General features: G+C 68.5%; 22 protein-coding genes. 20 read left to right on the top strand and 2 right to left on the bottom strand.

Annotated elements, in window-relative coordinates:
* Window positions 1–183 precede the first annotated feature (183 nt).
* From OXF11_13105 to OXF11_13095, 3 genes are all read left to right on the top strand, one after another.
* Window positions 184–1,371, top strand: coding sequence for a tyrosine-type recombinase/integrase (locus OXF11_13105; GenBank protein ID MCY4488033.1), 1,188 nt, complete (start codon window positions 184–186; stop codon window positions 1,369–1,371).
* An 18-nt stretch (window positions 1,372–1,389) separates the two neighbouring features.
* Window positions 1,390–2,598: a tyrosine-type recombinase/integrase gene (locus OXF11_13100; protein MCY4488032.1), complete on the top strand. Its 1,209-nt coding sequence runs from the start codon at window positions 1,390–1,392 to the stop codon at window positions 2,596–2,598.
* Window positions 2,599–2,854: 256 nt separating this feature from the next.
* On the top strand, window positions 2,855–3,145 hold the full coding sequence (locus tag OXF11_13095) for a hypothetical protein (protein ID MCY4488031.1): 291 nt from the start codon (window positions 2,855–2,857) through the stop codon (window positions 3,143–3,145).
* A gap of 557 nt (window positions 3,146–3,702) precedes the next feature.
* On the opposite strand, the gene OXF11_13090 is transcribed toward OXF11_13095, so the two are convergent.
* Both OXF11_13090 and OXF11_13085 read right to left on the bottom strand, forming a co-directional pair.
* Window positions 3,703–3,915 (bottom strand): histone H1, encoded by a 213-nt coding sequence (locus OXF11_13090; GenBank protein MCY4488030.1) that lies wholly within the window; start codon window positions 3,913–3,915, stop codon window positions 3,703–3,705.
* A gap of 891 nt (window positions 3,916–4,806) precedes the next feature.
* The gene (locus tag OXF11_13085; protein ID MCY4488029.1) at window positions 4,807–5,490 is read right to left on the bottom strand and encodes a S24 family peptidase; all 684 of its coding nucleotides are present in this window, start codon (window positions 5,488–5,490) and stop codon (window positions 4,807–4,809) included.
* Window positions 5,491–6,225: 735 nt separating this feature from the next.
* On the opposite strand from OXF11_13085, the gene OXF11_13080 reads away from it, so the two are divergent.
* The 17 genes from OXF11_13080 to OXF11_13000 all read left to right on the top strand — a co-directional run bounded on the left by OXF11_13080 (window position 6,226) and on the right by OXF11_13000 (window position 20,139).
* Entirely contained in the window at window positions 6,226–6,453 is a 228-nt protein-coding gene (locus OXF11_13080) for a helix-turn-helix domain-containing protein (protein ID MCY4488028.1), read from the top strand.
* Entirely contained in the window at window positions 6,450–6,746 is a 297-nt protein-coding gene (locus OXF11_13075; protein ID MCY4488027.1) for a hypothetical protein, read from the top strand. Before OXF11_13080 ends, OXF11_13075 begins: the two co-directional genes overlap by 4 nt.
* A gap of 9 nt (window positions 6,747–6,755) precedes the next feature.
* The gene (traL, locus tag OXF11_13070) at window positions 6,756–7,049 is read left to right on the top strand and encodes a type IV conjugative transfer system protein TraL (GenBank protein MCY4488026.1); all 294 of its coding nucleotides are present in this window, start codon (window positions 6,756–6,758) and stop codon (window positions 7,047–7,049) included.
* Window positions 7,050–7,059: 10 nt separating this feature from the next.
* On the top strand, window positions 7,060–7,617 hold the full coding sequence (locus tag OXF11_13065) for a TraE/TraK family type IV conjugative transfer system protein (protein ID MCY4488025.1): 558 nt from the start codon (window positions 7,060–7,062) through the stop codon (window positions 7,615–7,617).
* 35 nt (window positions 7,618–7,652) lie between these two features.
* Entirely contained in the window at window positions 7,653–8,423 is a 771-nt protein-coding gene (locus tag OXF11_13060; protein ID MCY4488024.1) for a type-F conjugative transfer system secretin TraK, read from the top strand.
* The gene (locus OXF11_13055) at window positions 8,420–9,664 is read left to right on the top strand and encodes a conjugal transfer protein TraB (protein ID MCY4488023.1); all 1,245 of its coding nucleotides are present in this window, start codon (window positions 8,420–8,422) and stop codon (window positions 9,662–9,664) included. Before OXF11_13060 ends, OXF11_13055 begins: the two co-directional genes overlap by 4 nt.
* Entirely contained in the window at window positions 9,661–10,188 is a 528-nt protein-coding gene (locus OXF11_13050; GenBank protein ID MCY4488022.1) for a TraV family lipoprotein, read from the top strand. The genes OXF11_13055 and OXF11_13050 overlap by 4 nt, the downstream gene beginning before the upstream one ends.
* Window positions 10,143–12,722: a type IV secretion system protein TraC gene (gene traC / locus OXF11_13045; protein MCY4488021.1), complete on the top strand. Its 2,580-nt coding sequence runs from the start codon at window positions 10,143–10,145 to the stop codon at window positions 12,720–12,722. Before OXF11_13050 ends, traC begins: the two co-directional genes overlap by 46 nt.
* 62 nt (window positions 12,723–12,784) lie before the next feature.
* Window positions 12,785–13,492 carry a hypothetical protein gene (locus OXF11_13040; protein MCY4488020.1) on the top strand — a complete coding sequence of 236 codons (708 nt, stop codon included), beginning with the start codon at window positions 12,785–12,787 and terminating at the stop codon, window positions 13,490–13,492.
* A gap of 30 nt (window positions 13,493–13,522) precedes the next feature.
* Window positions 13,523–13,894: a TrbI F-type domain-containing protein gene (locus OXF11_13035; protein ID MCY4488019.1), complete on the top strand. Its 372-nt coding sequence runs from the start codon at window positions 13,523–13,525 to the stop codon at window positions 13,892–13,894.
* Complete coding sequence (gene lepB, locus OXF11_13030) at window positions 13,891–14,442, top strand: signal peptidase I (GenBank protein MCY4488018.1); 552 nt, start codon at window positions 13,891–13,893, stop codon at window positions 14,440–14,442. Before OXF11_13035 ends, lepB begins: the two co-directional genes overlap by 4 nt.
* A complete protein-coding gene (locus OXF11_13025; protein ID MCY4488017.1) occupies window positions 14,439–15,110 on the top strand; it encodes a type-F conjugative transfer system protein TraW in 672 nt (223 codons plus the stop codon). Before lepB ends, OXF11_13025 begins: the two co-directional genes overlap by 4 nt.
* A complete protein-coding gene (locus tag OXF11_13020; protein ID MCY4488016.1) occupies window positions 15,107–16,108 on the top strand; it encodes a TraU family protein in 1,002 nt (333 codons plus the stop codon). The genes OXF11_13025 and OXF11_13020 overlap by 4 nt, the downstream gene beginning before the upstream one ends.
* A gap of 10 nt (window positions 16,109–16,118) precedes the next feature.
* Entirely contained in the window at window positions 16,119–16,832 is a 714-nt protein-coding gene (trbC, locus tag OXF11_13015; protein MCY4488015.1) for a type-F conjugative transfer system pilin assembly protein TrbC, read from the top strand.
* Entirely contained in the window at window positions 16,829–17,905 is a 1,077-nt protein-coding gene (traN, locus tag OXF11_13010) for a conjugal transfer protein TraN (protein ID MCY4488014.1), read from the top strand. Before trbC ends, traN begins: the two co-directional genes overlap by 4 nt.
* A 10-nt stretch (window positions 17,906–17,915) precedes the next feature.
* Window positions 17,916–18,737, top strand: a complete 822-nt coding sequence (locus OXF11_13005) for a conjugal transfer protein TraF (GenBank protein MCY4488013.1) — start codon at window positions 17,916–17,918, stop codon at window positions 18,735–18,737.
* Window positions 18,727–20,139, top strand: coding sequence for a conjugal transfer protein TraH (locus tag OXF11_13000; GenBank protein ID MCY4488012.1), 1,413 nt, complete (start codon window positions 18,727–18,729; stop codon window positions 20,137–20,139). Before OXF11_13005 ends, OXF11_13000 begins: the two co-directional genes overlap by 11 nt.
* Window positions 20,140–20,149: the final 10 nt, after the last annotated feature.

Raw genomic sequence — 20,149 nt, 5'->3', positions numbered from 1 at the left:
TCGCCGCGACTCGCCATGCACCCATACTAGCGCATGTCGAGTGGCGTTACCAGTCCCCAATAACTACATGTGGTGGTGGGAGATGACGGCAACCCCAGCATCTATGCCATCACTCGATGAACGAACACTTACGGCTGAACGATGAACTCATGAGCCGGATTCGAGACCGGATGAGCGCCGCCCATGCGCGGACAAGAGCCCATCAAGCTGACCAAACGCGCCGTTGACGCACTGTCGGTCGAATCCAGAGATACCGTGGTCTGGGACCGCAACATGCCTGGCTTCGGCATACGCGTCTACGCCTCCGGGCGCAAGGTCTGGTGCGTCCAGACACGCGGTCCTGCGGGCGGGCCGAAGCGCTTCGCCCTCGGCCGCTACGGAGAAATGGCGCCGGACGAGGCTCGGCGCAAGGCGGCGACCGTGATTGACCGCATCAAGCGCGGCGTCGATCCGGAACCGGCACAGACCGCTCCCGAGCCCACCGTTGCCGAACTCGCCGAGCGCTACATGGAGGCCCATGTCCGGGTGAACTGCCGCCCGGGGACGGTGGAAGCCTTTGAGCGGTTAGTCCGGATGTATGTCGTGCCGGAGTTGGGGAAGCTGCGGCTCTCGGAGGTGGACCGCCCACAGGTCCTGGCGCTGCACCACAAGTTGCGCGACAAGCCCTATCAGGCGAACCAGGCCGTGAAGGTGCTTGCCAGGATGTTCCGCCTTGCCGAGGCCTGGGGCATGACGCCGCCGCGGCGCAATCCGTGCCGGTCGGTGCGGCGCTACAGGGAGAACCGCCGCGAGCGGTTCCTCACGCCCGTGGAGTACCGCAGGCTCGGCGGCGTGCTCGACGAGGCGGAGGCCGACGGCTCGGTGTTTCCGTCCGCCATCGCGGCGATCCGTTTGCTGTTGCTGACCGGCTGCCGCAGGAACGAGATCGTGACGCTCCGGTGGGACGACGTGGACTGGACGGCCGGAGAGCTGCACATCCGCGACGGCAAGACGGGGCATCGCCGGGTGCCGCTGACCCCGGCGGTGGAAGCGGTGCTCGAACGCATCCCGCGCATCGAAAGCAACCCGTGGGTGATTACCGGGCAGAAGGCCGGGGACCATCTCAAGAACCTCGACGCGGTCTGGCTGCGGCTACGCGAGCGGGCGGGGCTGCTTGGCGTGCGGATTCACGACTGCCGGCATTCGTACGCGTCGCGGGCGCTGGCACTGGGCGAAGGGCTTCCGATGATCGGCAGGCTGCTTGGCCATCGCAAGGTGACGACGACGGCGCGCTATGCGCATCTGGCGCGGGATAGCGAGAAGGCGTCGGCCGCGAAGGTCGGAGGCAGCATCGGCGCCGACCTCCTGCCGCCACGCGTGGGTGCGGGCTGAGACGCAAGGGGAATCGACATGGCGAAACTCACCACGACGACGATCTCGAAACGTACCGTCGAGGCCCTCAAGGTCGGGAAGGACTCCGTCTTCTGGGATTCGGAGCTCCCAGGCTTCGGCGTTCGGGTGTACCCTTCGGGGAGCAAATACTACGTTGTGCAGACCCGCGCGGGCGGGAAGGCGGCGAAGCGGGTGACGGTGGGCCGTCACGGGATCCTCACGGCGGAGGAAGCGAGGCGCCGTGCGGCGCTCATCATCGCGCGCATCAAGGCGGGCGAGGATCCGGCGCCGGAGCCGCCGCCGGTGACGCTCGTCGACAGTCCGACAGTGGGCAATCTCGCCAAGGTGTATCTCGACGAGCACGTGGCGGTGCGATGCAAGCCGAAGACCGCGGCGATGTACCGCCTGATCGTCAACAGGCATCTCCTGCCCGCGCTCGGCAAGACCCCGGCGCTGGCGGTCGATCATGCACGCGTGACGGAACTGCATCATTCGCTGCGCGCGACCCCGGTGATGGCGAATGAGGTAGTCGGCACGCTCTCGCGCATCTGGAACGCGGCCGAGAACCGGGGCCTGGTTCCCGAGGCGAGCAACCCGTGCCGGCTGGTGGTGAAGAACCGCGAACGCAGGCGCGAGCGGTTCCTGAGCGAGGAAGAGTTCCGCCGGCTCGGCCGGCTGCTCGCCGAAGCCGAAACCCGCAAGGGGGTGTCGGTGCATGCGGTCGCAGCAATCCGTCTGCTCCTGCTGACGGGCTGCCGGCGCAACGAGATCCTAACCATGCGCTGGAGCGACGTGGACCTCGAAGCACGCGAGTTGAACCTTGTCGATTCCAAGACCGGCGCGCGAACCGTGCCGCTGTCGCCGGAAGCCGTCGAGGTGCTGCGCAACATCCCCCGGATGGACGGCAACCCGTATGTCATTCCGGGCAAGATCCAGGGCAGGCACCTGCGAAACCTGAACGATCCCTGGAACCTCATCCGCAAGCGCGCCGGGATTGAAGAGATGCGGCTCCACGACTGCCGGCATTCGTTCGCCTCCAGAGCGCTCGCTTTGGGCGAAGGATTGCCGATGATCGGAAGGCTGCTCGGTCACGCCCGGGTGGAAACCACCGCGCGGTATGCGCACCTAGCCCGGGACTCGGTGCGCGAGTCCGCCATCCGCATCTCTGACAGCATCGCGGCCGATATCCTGAAGGGATACGTCCAGAAAGACGACGCCCGCGCGTGACGGGCCCTGAGCACGAGACCCGGAGCGCAAGTGACGGCCACGGGACCCTAGCGCTGCTGCCCAGTCCTCGACTCTACCTTGTTTCTGCCGCCCAACTGTCCTACAAATCAGGACCATCTCAGTCTGTGGTGAAATAGGTTTCCCGCTAGAGTGTTGACAGGCCCGGTCTCGGTCTGTTAACTGGGCAGCAGTAATTACTGCTGCCCAGTATCTCTAAGAGATATCCGCCGTAGGCATTTGAAAAGATGGAGGCGACATGGCTCCTCAAATTGGCGGCAAGGTGTGGATTCCCTGCGAAGTAAAACCCGGACCTTTTTCAAATGAGCGACTTGCTCGCATTGAACACCCAGCAGGTCCGTGGCTTGGATTTGTTGATATTGGTGCACTAAAGGAACCAGTAGAGACCGGGAATACACATGTGCTTGCTTACGTTACCGCAATCGAGGGCAATAAAGTGAGCGTCATTGTTCAAGGGCACGCTTTTGACGTTGGCCAAGTACAAGCATTGCGTGCCAAGGTGCAACCGGTTGATCCTCTCTCGCCCTGACATTCTCGATCAACTTGAACGCGGAACCCTTTCCTTCGACCCGATAATCCCACCGAACAGGGTCAGGCAAGTTTCAATCGATATGCTCCTCGGTAGGCGGTTCACCACCTTAAAAAAGCCACCCGGCTACCTCCCTTCAATACAAATGGACCCCTCACTCTGGGATTCAGAGGACCTTTGGGAGACTGAGGAAGCGGATAGTTTTCTATTAAAGCCGAAACAGTTCGTTCTTGCGCAAACATTAGAACGGGTGCACATTCCGAACACGTTGATGGGACTTGTTGAGGGGCGGAGCAGCTTTGCAAGAGTCGGAATCTCAGTTCACGTGACGGCTCCTAAAATTGACCCCGGTTTCAAGGGTCATATAACACTAGAAATGGCCAACTTTGGTGTAATACCCGTACAATTGCGTGCGGGGAAAGACATGCCGGCCCAGCTTCTATTTGCTCTAATCACGACAGCCCTATCCGAGTCAGATCTGTACGGCGCAGATCCGGCAGAGGATGTCTTCCAACAACAGACGGACCCTATCCCAAGAAACCGTCGGCAAGATTAGTTTACTGCGCAGTATCAGCAGCAACCTTGCGCTTCCAGCGGGCGCTGGCGGCCTTGGTCGCAATCTCCTTGCGTTGCTCCGGTGTCATGGTCGCGGCGCGGGCATGTCCCCCGCGTGCGCGGTCGGACTTGGGCTCATTGTCTTCGACATCCCCAACGGCTATGTCCGCGATCAACTTGCCGAGCTGATCGACATCGGCTGGCCGGTGTTTCATGGTGTGGTCCCCTTACCCTGTCTGCATAGCAGGGAGCGCGGAGCCTTCCCGATTGTCAAGACTTCGACATTTCAAACTGAGCCACTACCCGCCAGCCTGACCGCTTGGAGGAGGCCCGGCTCCGTCTGCTACGAAATCACAAGACCATGCGCGCGCAACGCTCGCAGCCGTAAGCGGATGGGAAGCGGTCCCGGTTCAGTCCGAGCGCAGCCGTGGGTAGCCCTGTCGTACAAGTTGCTGTGCTTACGGCGACGCGGGGACGAATCGGGCTTCGGGCATCGCATCTCCGCGCGGCGTTGCGCATGCTTGCACGCGGCGCAGCCGTGGAAGGAATCGCGAATGCTCGTTTTGGACACAAATGGTCGAGACACGAATAAGTCTTTGAAATCTTGTAGGTTTCTTCCAGCCATCACTATTGCCGTAAGCGTATCGCAAGCGGGTTGAATACAACACAGGCGTCGGTCAGCGCGTGACTGTCGAGTCTTCTTTCGCCCTCGAAACGGGATTTCCGGTAGATTCCCGAGCGGAGCGCTCCCTCGATAAGATTTCCTCGACCCCCTCGACCGCCACTTGCGTCCACGCGTCCACCTGACCCTTAGCATCTCCAGTGTGCCTCGGCCTTGAAGTCCCCGCTGAATCGCCGTCGTGCGCCTATCGTAGCCTCGTTCAGTCGGCGGAATACGCCTTGGCAAACTGTTCGATTTTCCGGGGCCACTCGCCCGTGAACCGCCCCGGGATTACCGGAGACTCTATTCTTTGAGAGGATGAGTGTGGTCACCAGCGGGAAGCAAAATCCCGGATGATGCTCTGCCGTCGGAGACACACCCTGGCAAACTGATGATGGGTGTACAGGGCGCAGCCGCACCGGGGTCCATGAGAAGTCGTCTCCCGTCACGCGCGCGTTACCAACCACAACACCGTGCCGAGGATGTGGACATCCTGGGCACGGCAGCAGTAGTCCGCGTTGGCAGAAATCAGCCTGAGATGGGGCGGGTCGGCCTCGTCCAGTTCGCCACCATGCACGGCTTCGATGTGCTTCACCACGAGCCCGTTGCCCTCCCAGAGCACGAATAGCTCGCCCGTGGCCGGAAGCCGGCGCGAGATGTCGACCACGATCCGGTCCCCCTCGTGCAACTTCGGCTCCATCGAGTTGCCCCTAACCCTGAGGATGCGGAGATTCTCGGGCGCGGCGCCGCCTTCGTAGCGGATCATGTTCTCCGGCCAGTGCCAGCGGGCCGTCTCGGAGACGAACTCTTCGGCGCGCGCCCCGGCCCCGGCCGAAACCTCCACCGTGATCTCCGGGATGGCCGCAACCGGCTCTCCGGGAAGCCCGGCCGGCGGCCGGGGGCGTCTCGGCGGCATGGGCCTGCGCTTGGGCACGGTCTCGTGGCGAAGTTCCAAGGGATCGCATCCAAGCATCTCGGCCAGGGTCTTACTGTCCCGATAGCCGAGCACGGCGGGCGTGCCACGGTCGACATACTGCTGCAGATAGGTCTGGTTGCGGCCGATGGCCCGCGATGCGGCGGTGAGGGAGACGTCGTTTTGCCGGAGCAGATCCTTCAGCCTGAGCCTCACCGGGTCTCGTCTGATCGCGTCTTTCTTGTCGGTTTTCCGATTCGGAATCATTCCAGTCCCTTCCATCGTTTCTGTTTACCCGTCTATTTTTCTTTTCATATTGTGACGTAGCTGATCGCAAATAACAGTACAAATGTAAGTTTTCTGTAGGATATACACTATGAGTTACTATTGTAAAGTACCGATCGGTTACCTATGTTCGCGCACATGGCACCGCTTGAACCCCACTCCGACATGCCCCTGGATGATCGCCTGCGCCGGGCCGTTGCAGCTTGGCGGGAACGCCACGGCATGAGTGCGCGGCGGTTCGGTATGGAGGTACTGGGCGACCCGGATTTCGTGTTCTCGCAGGAGCGGGGGCGCTCGGTGCGGCTGGCGACGGCGGACCGTGTCCTGGTCTTCATGGGGTGTCCACCGCTGGGTCCGGTCTTCCGGTGGGAGGTCGAAGCGTTCCTGACCGTGACCGGCACCAAGCTCTCGGTGCTGGGCGAAGAGGCCGCCGGCAATCCGTCCCTCGTGGGGAGGCTCCGCCGGGGCGCGTCGCCGCGGCTCAGGACGGTCGACCGGGTGCGCGCCTGGATGGCGACCAATGCGACTGTGGAAGAGACACGGGCCATCCGCGCCCGGTTCATGGACGAGGACCCTTTTGCCGGGACCGTGACGGGGGGTTCATTGGATGCTCCGCTCCCGCCTATCGGGTCCGGAGCCAACTCGGAACAGAAAGGAGGCAAGCAGATGAAAGAGAACGGCAGGAACTATCTCAACACCCGGGAGGCGGCTGCATGGCTGAATCTCTCGCCCAGGACGCTGGACCGCTACCGCGTGAGCGGCGACGGGCCGGTGTTCCACCGGTTCGGGGGCCGGGTGCGCTATCAGGTCGCCGACCTGGAGACATGGGCCTCGGCGCGGCGGCGGGTATCGACGTCGGACGACGGAACGGCTTTGCGGAGGGCGGCGCAATGAGAATGCATGTTCTGACGATACGGATGCTGGCGGCGCTCGTATGGGCGCTGTGTGGCATGGACGCGGCCTGGGCCACGACGGACACGACGTTTGCGGGTCCGCTCGGCACGGTGACCGACATCGTCGGGGGAACCGGCGGGCAGCTCGCGGCCGCTCTCGCGGTAGGGGCCGCTCTGGTGGGCTCGGTGCTGCGTTTCAACGCCGGGCAGATTGCGGGTGCGGTCGGCGTGGGCATCGCGGCCGGGGCCGGCACGGGCGTCGTGACGGGTCTTGTCGGCACGGCGATCATATGAGGGTCGGGGATGAGCGATTCTGTCAAGCACGCGATCCCCTCGCGTCTGGACGATCCGGAGCGCTGGCTCTTCTGGACGCTCGACGAGGCGGCGGTTCTTTTGGGACCGGCGGTCCTGGGGCTCGCCGCCAACGCCTTCGTGACCGGCCTCTTGGCCGGGCTCGGGGGGTGGGCGTTGCTCCGCCGGGCCAAGCGGGGCGGCGGCGCGGACGTGGCGATCTCGGCGCTCTACTGGTTCCTGCCGGACTTCGCGCTGGGATTCAGGGGGGCGCCCCGGAGCCACTTGCGGCGCTTCATCGGATGAGGAGGCACGGGTGAGACGGGACCTGATGGAAGCGGAGCGGAGGCGGGTGCGCGACGGGCGCGCGGCGCTGGCCGGGCTCCTGGGCCTGTCGCTCTTGGCGAACCTGGGTCTCAGCATCGGACTGGCCTCGGTGGAGCGCATGGCGGTGCTGATCCCGGCGGTCACGGGACCTTCCTGGGAGGTGGGCCGGAGCCGGGCCGGGCTCCGCTACCTGGAGGACATGGGGCGGACGGTGGCGGTGACGCTGCTTACGCTTACTCCCGAGAACGCCGAGCACGTGCGCGAGGCGGCGGCGCGGCTGAGCCACGCCTCGGCTCGGGGCGCCATCGGCGCCTGGGTGGCGGCGGAGGCCGGCCGCATGGAGCGGCGCGACCTGGCGACCGCGTTCTATCCCGAGCGGATCGAAGCGGACGCGGAGGGGCTGACGGCCGTGGTGGCGGGGGATCTCGCGACCTGGATCGGGCGCGAGCCGGTGTCGCGCGAGCGCAAGCGCTACCGGCTGGCCTTCCGCGTGGATGGCGGCCGGATCGGCCTGCTGCGTTTCGAGGAACTGAGGGACGGAGAATGAAACGAACGGCGAGAAGGAAGCGTGCAAGAGGCCGCGTGCAGATCCGGGGCGGGGGGCTGTCCTCCCGCGTGCTGATCCCGGCCCTGCTCTTGGCGGTCCTCTTTGTCCATGCGCCGGCGCCCGCAGAGGGCATGCAGATTCTGGACGCGGTGGACCATGCGGAGCTTGAAGCGGAGATCTCGGACCGGGCGGTGAGCCGCATCGCGCTCGTGGGCGACCGGGTCGCGCGGGTGATCCGCGGGCCGGACGGGTTCGCCGTCGAGCACGACGCCGCGCGGGGGGACGTGTACCTGCGTCCCACGGACCGCCCGGAGGTTCACATCGGCGGGGATATCGTTCGCGAGCCTTTGACGCTCTTCATCGGGACGGCCGGGGGCTTCACCTACCGGCTTGCGTTGACGGTGGCCGAGCGCGGTTCGGCTCAGATCCTGATTCGCAACGCGGCCGCGGTGTCCGAACCGGACTCGCCCAAGCCGGGCGATCCGCACGTGGGCGTGCTGGTGGCGCTTATCCGGGCGGTCGCGCGGCGCGAGGCCTTGCCGGGCTACACGATCGAGACGCCGGCCGAAGAGCCGGATGGGGACACCCTCGCCATCATCGAGATCTGGCGTGGAACCCGTTTCACCGTGCGGGTGCTGGAGGCCGGGGCTGGGCCGGGAGGCGACGCTCCGGCCCTGGCCGGCCGTCTTTCGCCGGGCACGGTGGCGATCTGGGTGGCGGCGCCGGGGAGCGGTCCTTCGGGAGGACGGCTCGCGGTGGCGGTGGATGACGCGTTGCGGGTGGTTTCACCGGGGGCAGTGCAATGAGCGCTTCGGAAAAGACCCCGATGGATCCGGAGACCCGGCGCGTCCGCCAGCGCCAGGTGCTGCTCTTCTCGGGCATTGCCGCGGCGGCCCTGGTGGTGTTCGCGGTGTGGATCTCGGCGGGTGGAGGCGGCGGGTCGCCGCCCCCGAGCGGGATCGAGGCGGAGCTTGTGGGGTCGGAGACGGCGGAGGCGAGCTGGGTGCGCCGGTCCGAGGCGCGGATCGGCGAGCTGGAGACGCGGCTCCGGGAGATGGAGACGCGACGCCGCCGATCGGAGCAGGAGAACGCGGATTTACGGGAGCGTCTCGCGCGGAACGCCGAGGACGGCCGGGTGGTGATCGATCAACAGGCGGCGGCGATCGAGGAGATGCGGCGGAGGCTCGAAGACCGGCCGGCCACGGCGGTTCCGGCGGGCGCGGACGGCGCGGGCCGAGGTGCCGGCCGACCGGTCTCCCGTGGGAAGGTTCCCGGGCCAGCAGACGGCGCCGCAGCGCCGATGATCCAGGAGTTCGAAAACGATGCGGCTCCGCCGCCGGGCGACGGCGCTGCGGCCAGGGGACCCCGCTCGCTCAAGCTCTGGCTCCCGGCGGGGTCTTATGCGGACGCGGTGGTGCTGGCCGGCGTTGACGCCTCGGTGGGGGTTACGTCCCAGGGCGATCCGCGGCCGGTGCTGCTTCGGCTGACCGGCCCGGCCCGGAGCGCGGCCGAGGGCGGCGAGGCGCTCGAAGCGGACGTGGCGGGCTGCACCCTGACCGGCGCGGCCTACGGAGACCTGTCCTCGGAGAAGGTCTACGTGCGGCTTCGGACCCTGACCTGCGCGGGCCCAGGACGGGAGACCGTGATCGAGACGCAGGTTGCGGGCTTCGTGGCCGGCAGCGGCAAGGTCGGGGTGAGGGGTCCGGTGGTTAGCCGCGAGGGAGCGCTGGTGGAGAAGGCGTTCCTCGCGGGGCTCATCTCGGGCGCGGGCGAGACCGCCGCCAACGCGCTGCAAACCCCCGCCGGTGGAACCGGCGAAGGCGGGGGCGCGAGCCTGGCCGATCTCGGCCGGGCCGGTCTTGGCGGCGGCGCGGGGTCGGCTGGCCGCAGGGTCGCCGACTACCTGATCCGCCGGGCCGAGCAGTACCAGCCGGTGATCCAGTTGCAGACCGGCACGCAGGTCACGGTGGTCTTCATCGAAGGCGCCCGGATCGACGGGCGCGGGGAGGGCCGCAGCGGAAGCAACGGCCGGAGGGCAAGCAAATGAGAACGCAAAGGACCAGCCGTCCACGAATCGCGGACTACCTGCAGTTGATCCCCACACTACTCGTGGCGATGCTGGTTGTCGGCGGCTGCTCGGCGACCCACGTGGGCGACGCCTGGCAATGTCCCCTTGCGCAGGGAGCCGCCTGCACGAGTGTGGCGGACGCCGATCCGGCGGCCGCCTCTTCCGGGAAGGCTCAAGGGCTTCCGACTCTCGGCCCGCTCCTCTGGGCCAAGGCTCGCGACGTGGGCGAAGGCCGCACTTCCTGCGGCGAACCCTGCGATCCCCTTGCCTGGCTTGCGGAGTGGTTAGGGATTCCGGAGGAGCTCGGCGACGGCGCCGCCATCGGGGAACTTGAAGCCGCTCCGCCGGACGAAGGAACTTCGGACCCGTCCAGTGACGGCCTTCGGACGAAGGAGAAAATCGCGCGGATCTGGATCGCCCCCTTCGTGGACTCGGGCGGGGTCTACCGGGAGGCCCATTGGGTGCGGACGGTGCTGGAGCCGGCACGCTGGAGGCTCCGGTGATCGAGCGGCTCAAGGATCTCCTCAGGGGACCGGACGCGCTTCAGCCCTGGACGCTTCCGGTCCTTCCCTCGCCCCTCGTGGACCTCCTGCCCTGGAGGGCCTGGGACGAAGGCGGGGAGTTCTACATAAACGCCGGGAGCTTGGGCTTTCTGCTGGAGCTTCCGCCCTTCGCGGGGATCGACGACGGAACGCTGGAGGCCCTGGCGGGTACCCTGGCCGACGCCGCGCCCGAGCGTGCGGTGGTCCAGGTCATTCACTGGACGAGCCCGCGCTACGGAGCGGCGATCCGGAGCTGGGCCGAACCGCGTTTGGGCACGGGCGGAGTGCAGGCGGGAATGGCGGCGCGGCGCCGGGCGCTCCTCACCCATGCCGGCTGGCGCCCGCTCCATGCGGGCGGACCGCCGTTCACACTCAAGGACTGCCGGGTGTTCCTGGCGGCGTGTCTCCCGGGCCAGCCGGGGCCGGCGGCCGAGACGGCGCTTGGGAGTTTCCGGCGGGCTCTCGAAGGGACCCTCGCCTCGGCCGGCGCCGAGACGAGGCGGGTCGATCCGGATACGCTCCTGTCGCTCGTGGCGGAACTTGCGGCGCCCGATCCGGAGGGAGCGCATGACGGGGAGCTCGACCGGCCCCGGCGGCGCTGGTCGCCGCGGGATCCGATCCACCTGCAATGCGCCGCTCCCGGGCGCGCCCTTTCCGTCGCCCCGACGGGTCTCGTGTTCCATCATCCGGACGGGACGGACGTGGCGGTCCGCATCCTCTCGGCGCGGGCCTTGCCCGAGGTCTGGCCGGGCTGGCGCGGCAACGCTTTGATCGGCGACTTTCACCGGGATTTTCTCCAGCCTGGCGCCCCGGTCCTGACCGCGCTCACTGTGATGATGGGCGAGGCGGCAGACGGGGAGCGCGCCTTTCTGAAATCCGCACGGGCAACGCAACAGGCGGGCACCGGGATCGCGCGCTACCTGCCGGGCCTGCCGGAGAAGGCCCGGGACTGGCGCTTCGTCACCGAGCGGCTCAAGGACGGCGAGCGGCTGGTGAAGGCCTGCTACATGGTGGCGGTCTACGCGCCCCTGGACGGGATCGACGAGGCCGAGCAGGCGGTGCGGGCGATCTACCACGGCCAGGGCTGGCGCCTGGGCGCCGAGCGTTACGCCCATCTCCCGGGCTGGCTCGCCTGCCTGCCCATGGTGCCTGCGGGCGGGCTGGACGCCGACCTCGCCAAGATGGGGCGGATGAAGACGCTCCTCACCTCGTCGGCCGTGAACCTTGCGCCGGTGCACGGCGAATGGCGCGGCCAGGAGGCGGTGCGCGATGCGCCGCCAGCGCTGCTGCTCATCGGAAGGAGGGGCCAGCCCGCCTGCTGGTCCCCTTTCGCGAACGAGGCCGGGAACTACAACGTGGCGGTCACGGGCAAGTCCGGGTCCGGCAAGTCGGTGCTGATGCAGGAGCTGGTCTCGGGGATAGCGGGAGCAGGCGGCGAGGCCGTGGTGATCGACGACGGGCGTTCCTTCCAGCACACGGCCGAAGCCCTGGGCGGGGCCTTCATCGCCTTCGGCAAGGACCCGGCCAGGCTGAACCCCTTCGCCATGATCGACGCCGAAGCGGCGGCCCGGGACAGCGACTACCGGGAGGAGTGTTTTGCGATGCTGGCGGCCGTGATCGGGCGCATGTGCCGGCGCCGCGGGCGCATCGACGACATCGAGGCGGCGTTGATCGACGAGGCCATCGCGGGCGCCTGGGAGGAGGCCGGGAACGGCGCCGACCTCGGGACCGTGCAGAGCCGGCTCGGGGAGGCCGGCGACCGGCGCGCGTCGGACATGGCCCTGGCCCTGCGTCCGTGGCGGCCGGGGGGCGCCTTCGGGCGGCTCTTCGAGGGGACCGAGACTCCAGCCCTGGACGCCGCCCTCACCGTGTTCGAGCTCGCCGAGCTCAAGGGCCGGGGCGACGTGCAGGGGGTGGTGCTCATGCTGGTGATCTTCCTCGCGACACAGCGCATGTATCACGGCCCCCGCACGCGCCCCAAGGCGATCGTAATAGACGAGGCCTGGGACCTTCTTTCGGGCGACGACAGCCGGGCGTTCCTCGAAGGCGCGGCCAGGCGGGCGCGGAAGTACCGGGGCGCGCTCGTCACCGGCACCCAGAGCGTCAACGACTACTACGCCAACCCCGCGGCCCGCGCGGCCTGGGAGAACTCGGACTGGGTGATCTTCCTGGCCCAGAAGGACGAGTCCGTGGAGCTATTGAAACAGGAGAAACGCATCCACTGCGATCCGGGCATGGAGCGGGCGCTCAAGAGCCTCGCCACCGTGGACGGGCGCCACGCCGAACTGGTGCTGCACGGTCCGGACGGCTGGCGGGTGGCGCGGCTGGCGCTCGACCGCTGGTCGACGGCGCTCTACTCCTCGCGCGGACCGGCGTTCGCCGCGGTCGAGCGCCTCAAGGACGAAGGGCTCACGACCGAACAGGCCATCGACCGCATCGCCGACGCCGGCCTGCCAGAGGCCACGGCCGACAGCCCTGCGGACGGAGCGCGGTAAGGGTTCCGCGGGTCGGTTGGCGCTGGAACGGGTACGGGGACGCGAACGAAAGGAGAACGCACATGAGTTCAGACGGGAGCACAGGAGCGCGGCCACGCGCCACGGTCGGGACCGGGAACGTCGGGTCCGAGGATCGGCCGCTCGACTGGCCTGGGGATCCGGAGTCGCTGACGGCGGAGGCCGTGGACTTCGAGGCCTTGGCGCATGTTCTGGCGAACACGTGCCGCCGGGGCGGACGGTTGAGGCGGTTCCACTCGGTGGCGGCCCATGCCGTGCTGATGAGCGAGGCGATCGAGACGCTGGGACAGCCGGGAACCGGAGACAGCCGCGCGGCGGCCCTCTACGCGCTGCTCGCCGATGCAGGCGTTGCCTGGCTGGGCGCCGAGTCCGCTTCCTCCCAACGCGGAGCGGAGCGGTTCCAGCGGCTCCGGGGGACCGTCGAACAGGCCGTGCGCGAGTCGGCCGGGCTCGACCCGGAGCCCTCCCCGGAACAGGCGGAGCTGCTGCGTTTCGTGGCCCGCATGGCCGAGGCCGCGGAGGACCGGGATCTTCCGGGAGCGCGTGGCAGGGCGGCGCCCGCGGTCGCTTTCCCGCCGCTCAAGCGCCGCATCCGGACGGTCGAACCCGGCCGTGCGGCCAGGCTCTGGCTGGACCGTTTCCGCTCTCTCCGGAGGCCGGCGGATGCGGCGGGGAACACCCTCCCGCCAGAGGGGGCGCAGGGATCCGTCCGGACGGAGCCCGAGGCTGGAGGGCTGCGCGATGGGGATTGAGGCGGTGGGGAGCGGACGAAGGGTGCGATCGTGAGCGGGGTCGCAACCCTTGGGTCTGCGTTGCTGCTCGCGGCCGGCGTGGCCGCGGCGGTCGCGGCGCTTTCGGCGCGCATGGCCCTGGAGAGGGCGCCGCGCATCGCGAGCGTCCGGCTTGGCGAGTTGACCGCGGACTACATGACCAAGGCGGCCCGTGAGCACGGAGACGGGGACGAGGCGATGGAGGCCGCACGGCGCTGGGCGGCACGCCTTGAGGAGGCCCTTGCGCGGATCGCGGCGCGACACCACGCGGTGCTCCTCCCCGCAAGGGCGGTGGCCGCCGGCGCCAAGGATCTCACCGCCGAGGTCAGGGCGGCGATCCGGACCGGGAACCATTCTGGTGCGCATCCGGAGGAAGAGCGGTGAGAACGACCACGAACGTCTCAAGAAGCGGGCCGCGACGGAACAAGAGGATACTGCTTTGGGCATCCGTGCTGGCCATGGTGTGGCTCGCCGCGGCCTCTCGCGTCTACGTCAATGCGAGTTGGTCCGACGGGGCCTGGGGCTATCTCGTGCTCCCGCTCCCGGGCGCGCCCCAACGGGGGGATGCGGTCCTGTTCGACCCGCCCGAGGCGGCGGATTCTCCGATCCCCTACTTGAAGACCGTGCGCGGGCTGCCGGGAGATCCGGTGAGCGTCGACGGCGGTCGCCGCGTTTCGGTGAAAGGCGTGGTCCTTGGCGTTGCCAAGACCCGCGCCCGCGACGGGCGCGCGCTGGAGATGGCCGCGCCCGGGGTAATCCCGCCCGGTCACTACTATGTCCACGCCGATCACGCGGACAGCCATGACAGCCGCTACGCCGAGATCGGCCTGGTGCCGCGGGAGCGCATCCGCGGCCGCGCCCTGGCGCTGCCCGCCCTTCCCTGGCTCGGGCTGGACGGACCCCTGGCGGAACCCGTGGAGGCGCGGCCGTGACGCGGCATCTGCTCCTGCGGGGGCTTCTGGTGGCCGTGACCGGCTGTGCGCTGACGCTCGTTGCGGAACCCGGGCGGGCGAAGGACCTCGGGGCGCGCGGCGTGGTCTGGCCGGTCGCCGAGCCCGACCTGCTCAGGGAGGTCGAGACGCGGCTGAGAGAGATGGATGCCTCCGGGGATCTGGCCCGCATGCGCCGCGAGGCCCTGGAGCGGGCGCGGGAACGCATCGAGGTGCCCGGACGCGTGGCCGGCATCGTGCCCGCCGTCTCTCGTCGCACCCGGCTCTTCGATCCTTCCGTCACCGTGGAGCGGGACATCCGGACGCACGATGGAACCCTGATCGCGGCCCGTGGCGCGCGGATCAACCCGCTGGACATGCATCCGCTGACACGGGATCTGCTGTTCATCGACGGCGCGCGGCCGGTGGAGGTCGCCTGGGCGCTTCGCCACCACAGGCCCGCGAGGATCGTGCTCCTGGCGGGCCGTCCCCTGGCCCTCGCGCGGGCTCACGGCCGCCGGTTCTTCTTCGACCAGGGCGGCCGGCTCTCGAAACGCTTCGGGTTGCGCTCGACCCCGTCACTGGTCGCGGCCGAAGGGTCGATGCTTCGGATCACGGAAGTGCCTCTCCAGGACGAATCGAACGCCACGGCCGCTGGAGGCCGGCCATGAAGTTCTGGACGACTATGGGCGTCACCCTGGTTCTCGCCGGCGTGCTAGCGGCCGGAACCGCATCCGCCCAGTCCTGTACCGGGCGTTTCGTGAACCCCGTCACGGACGTGTGCTGGGAGTGCCTGTTCCCGATCTCCATCGGGCCGATCCGCATGGGGAGCGCCGCGGGCGCCCCGGACACGCCCAACCCTGGATCGCCGATCTGCTTCTGCGGCAACCCGATCCCTCGGATCGGTCTCTCGCTCGGCATGTGGGAACCGGCGCGGCTCCTCGACGTGAGCCGCGCGCCCTGGTGTTTCCCGAACCTCGGCGGCATGACCGTGGACCCCGGCCTGCCCGCGGGGCGCGGACGCACCGGCTCTTCGGGGGGCGACGGCGCCTCGGGGTCGACATGGCACGCCCACTACTACGTGTACCCGCTGCTTTCCTGGATTGGGGCGCTGCTCGATCTCGGCTGCCTCGAAGGCGGCGGACTCGACATCGCCTGGATGTCCGAGCTCGACCCCGCCTGGCAGGACGACGAGCTGTCGTTCCTGCTGGATCCTGAAGCCGCGCTGTTCGCGGACCTGCCGGCCCAGGCGGCCTGTGCCGCCGATTGCGCCGCCGCCTCGGCCGGCCTGCCGCTCGATTCGCTGTTCTGGTGCGCCGGCTGCCAGGGAGGGATGTATCCCCTGACCGGGAACGTGGCCGCCCACGTGGGCGGGGTCCAGGCCTCGCTCCTGGCCGCCGAGCGCCTGGTGTTCCGTCTTCACCGGCTGCTGCTGGCCTGGGGCACCTCCGGGACGGCGGCGCTCTGCGGCCGCTACCCGATGCCGGTCATGAAGAAGTCCCAGTACCGCTGGCAGATGACCCAGCCGGTGCCGGCCACTTCGCCTCTCACGGGCTGCAACCCCACGGGCCGGTCCTCGGTGCTCTGGGAGGCGCTCCGCGAGCTGCCGGCGGCCGGCGAGAATTTTGGGTATCTGCTCTGGCGGAAGCGGAATTGCTGTCTGCTCTAAGGAGGTTGCCATGAACCGCAACGCGATTCGCGGAACCGTCGCCGCGTTGGCCTCCGTGACTATGCTGGCCGCCTGGTGCGGCCCGGGCCAGGCGCAAGGGGCGCCTGGGGACATGGCGCGCGACGTCGCCGAGGAAGTCCTCCGAAAGGCGAAAAGAGATGATCGTCGCGACCTGGATGGTTGGTCGCGTTCGGTGATCGAAGACGCGCTCGAACGCGCGGGCAGAAGGGCCTTCAGCGCCCCCGCCCCGCTCCCGGCCGAGGACCATGCCCGCCGGGTTGCCGGCGGTCTTACCACGCGGCCCCACGGCCCGGAGGTGATCGTTTTCATGAGCCTGTCGGCGCCCGCCGAGAGCTGGCGGCAATGGAGTCGCGAGGCGGCGCGGATCGGAGCGCCCCTGGTGCTGCGCGGGCTCGGTCCGGACGGGTTTCAGGCGACGGTGAAGCGCATCGGGCCGTTTCTGGACCGCGGGTCGGGAGCAGCGATCGATCCGCGCCTGTTCCGGCTCTTCGACATCAAGGCGGTCCCGGCCGTGGCGGTGGTCCCGGACGGGGTTCCGCCCTGCGAAAGCCGCGGCTGCTCGGCGGATCCAGCTCCGCCCCACGACCGGGTAGCAGGGAACATCGGCCTGGAAGCGGCGCTCGAAGCCATCGCCTCCGAGGGCGGGCCGGGCCGGGTGGCCGCACGCCGCCATCTGGCGGACCTGAGAGGAGACGCGCCATGAACCAGCGCCGCGGAATGAAGGCGGTCATCTTGATCCTGTTGGTCCTGGCGTGTTTCGCTCCCCGCCGCGTTTCGGCCGAAGACCCGAAAGCCGCGGCCCGGGCCATCGGCCAGGCAGGCAAGGCGGCAGCGAGCGCTATCGCAAAGGACGCGGATTCCACCGCCCACGTGCCGGGCTACATCGGAACGAGCCTGCCCGAGCGGGGTATGAGCGCAAGCGAGCTGGAAACCGCCGCGCACCGGGCATTGGCCGATCCCGCCGATCCCGGAGGCCGGGCCGGCCGTGCGTTGATCGAGGCTTCCGCCGAGCGTCCGGAGGAGCCCGTCGGGGCCGGGGATCCGATCGTGCAGCGCGGGGAGGGGATCGAAGGCGACGCGCAATCTCCGAGCTGGAAGGCGGACGGGCTCGCTTCCGGATCTGCGACGGGATGCGGCGCCGGCGTGGAGGACGCCGGGGCCGGCGGCCAATGCGGCGGGGTCTCGTGGTGCGTGGGCGCCGATTGCGAAACCACTGGGGCCCGGTCCAACACCGGTTTCGTCGAATCGGTGGCCCGGGTCAACATGGTGCTTGAGCTGGGCGGCGAGGAGTTCGACCGCGAGAATCTCGAGTTCTTCCGAGGCACGCGCCGTTCCTGCCTGATCCGTTGGGGAGGCCTCGCCGATTGCTGCAAGGACTCAGGGGTGCTCGTCGGGCTTGCTCACTGTACCGAAGAGGAGCGCCTTCTTGCCGAGGAGCGCCATGATGGGAACACGCACTATCTGGGGAAGCGATGCGCGAGGCGGATCCTGGGGGTCTGTGTCCGCCGGGAACGCTCCTGGTGCGTGTTCGGCTCGAAGCTCGGGCGCATCCTGCAGGAAGGGGTGCGGAGCCAGCTCGGGATCGGCTGGGGAAGCTGCCGCGGCTTTACGGTCGAAGAGATGGAGAGCATCGACTTCGAGGCCGTGGACCTCTCCGAGTTCACGGAGAACCTCATGGACGGGTCGCACGAGCCCTCGATCGAGCTTCCCGAAGCGGGCCAGGCCGGCGCGGTGATGAGGGCGCGCATCCGTGACTTCTACCAGAGAAACGAGTGAAGGGGCGGGCATGAATCGCGCATGCGTCCTATCCGTTGCCTGCCTCCTGTGCATCGTCGTGGTGCTGCCCGTGAACGCGCGCGAATGGCGGCCGTGGTGCGGGTCTCCGTCGGCCTCGGATGGGGAGGTGTCGCGGCCGCTCGGATGGCACTTCTATTGCGACAAGGACCAGGAGGACGCGGAGCGTGACGTCCCGGCCCAGCAAACGCTGCCCGTTTCACCGGCAGGGCCGATGGAACGCATTCTGGAGATGCGCCGGGTCCTGGGGGAGGCCCGGGCCAAGGCCGTCCTTGAACCGAGCCCGGAGAACGTTGCGGCCTACCTCCGCCTCCAGCAGGAAGCCCTGCAGCGAGCCGCCTCCTTCTCGGACGCCTTCCGCCGCACCGTCTGGTCGAGCCCGGACCTGGACTACACGCTCAAGCGTCCGGTGGGCGCGCTCGCCAAGAGGCTCTGGTCGGACGAACGGCGGGCGGAGCGCGCGGCGGTCCTGGCCAGGCTCGAGGAGCGTTACGGGCTCATTTATCTCGGCCACGCGCGATGTTCGGGATGCCGCGTGTTCGGCCCGCTCCTGCGAGCCTTCGCGCTGCGCCACGGACTTGACGTGCTCGCGGTGTCGATGACGGGCGAACCGCTGGAAGGCTGGCCGGAAGCGGTACCCGACCAGGGCCGCGCCGCGCGCCTGGGCCTCACGAGCAGGGTCGTCCCCGCGGTTTTCCTCTATGACACGCGGACCTCCAGGGCTTTGCCGGTCGCCTTTGGCGTGGTTGCCGAGGACCAGCTCGCCGAAAGGATCTTCGCCCTGACCGCGCGGGAGGTGGGAGATGACTACTAGGCGCGGATTCGTGGCGGTGTTGGCCGCGGCAGGGCTCTGGCTCGCTGCGCCCGTCCACGCGGATGTCCTCTCGGAGATGGAGAACTTCTGGAGGGGCGCGGCGGTGAACACCACGGGCCCGACCGCGTTCGACGGCCAGGCGTCCGGCCACTGGACTCTCGGGAACCTATACCTGCGCGCACCGGTGCGCTCGGAGGCAATCGCCTCGGTAAGCCTGCCTTCCTTCCGCGCCGGTTGCGGCGGCATCGACGCGTTCGCCGGCTCGTTTTCCTTCATAGACTCAGACCAGTTGATCGCCTTCGGCCGCGCCGTCGCCCAGAACGCCGCCGGCTTCGCCTTCGAGCTCGCGCTCGAGACCATATCGCCCGTGATCGCCGAGACCATGTCGAAGCTCCGGGCCTTGGCCCAGTGGGTCAACAACCAGAACCTGGACTCCTGCGAGACCGCACAGGCTTTGGTCGGAGCGGTCTGGTCGAGGAACGACCGGGCGAGCGCGGCCATCTGCGCGGCCGTGGGCACGCGGCAGGGGATCTTCTCCGACTACGCGGCCGCCCGCCACGGGTGCGGCTCGGACGGGAAGCGCAACTCGACCCTCGCCGCCGCCTCCGGACCGCTCAAGGATCAGGTTCCGGTCAACGTCAACTACGCCTGGCGTGCGGTGCGGGCTTCGAGCTTTCTGGGATCGGATCAAGATCTCGGCGAGTTTGCCATGTCCGTCTCCGGGACCGTGATCGTCACCGCGCCGGTCTCGGACAGCGACCCTTCCGGCCCGCGAGTACGCATCCTGGAACCCTTGGCGCTGGACCGCCGCGTGACCGAGATCCTGATGGAAGGCGGCGGCGCCCTCCCGGTCTACCGGTGTGACACGGCCGCGGACTGTCTCAACCCCACCCTCGGCGGCCTGCCCGTCCCGGCGGCGAGGGGGTTCCGGAACCGGGTCGCGGGACTGCTCCGCCGTCTGGTCGATGCCGTGCGCACGGATACAGCGCCGTCGTCCGACGCCTTGGGCCTCGTCAATCTCACCACCCTCCCGGTCTACCGTGTCGTGAACACCGCCGCGGCCTATCGTGGCGCGGTGGTGGAGCAGGAGGTGGATTCGCTCGCCGAGGCGGTGGCGCTCGACGTCCTCCAGGTCTGGATCTCGGACCTCCACCGGACGGTCGAGGCGCGCGCCGGGACCCTGGACATCGCGGACGGCGACCAACTGGAGCGCTGGCGCGAGGGACTGCGCCGGAACCGGGCAGCGCTCGCGCGCCACCGTCACGAGGGGTTGGAGCGGTTCAACACGGCACTGGCTGTGGTCGAGAAGCTGAGACTCATCGAGACCGAGCTTGCGGGGGCGTTGTCGGCGGATCTCCGCGCGGCGCTCGCCTTCTCGCGCGGCGCTTCCGGGTCCCGATAGCGGCAAGGGC

The sequence above is a fragment of the Deltaproteobacteria bacterium genome, from assembly GCA_026712905.1.
Taxonomy (GTDB): domain Bacteria; phylum Desulfobacterota; class Binatia; order UBA9968; family JAJDTQ01; genus JAJDTQ01.
The sequence above is the reverse complement of the archived record's forward strand: the minus strand, read 5'-3'. Positions and strand labels throughout refer to the sequence as shown.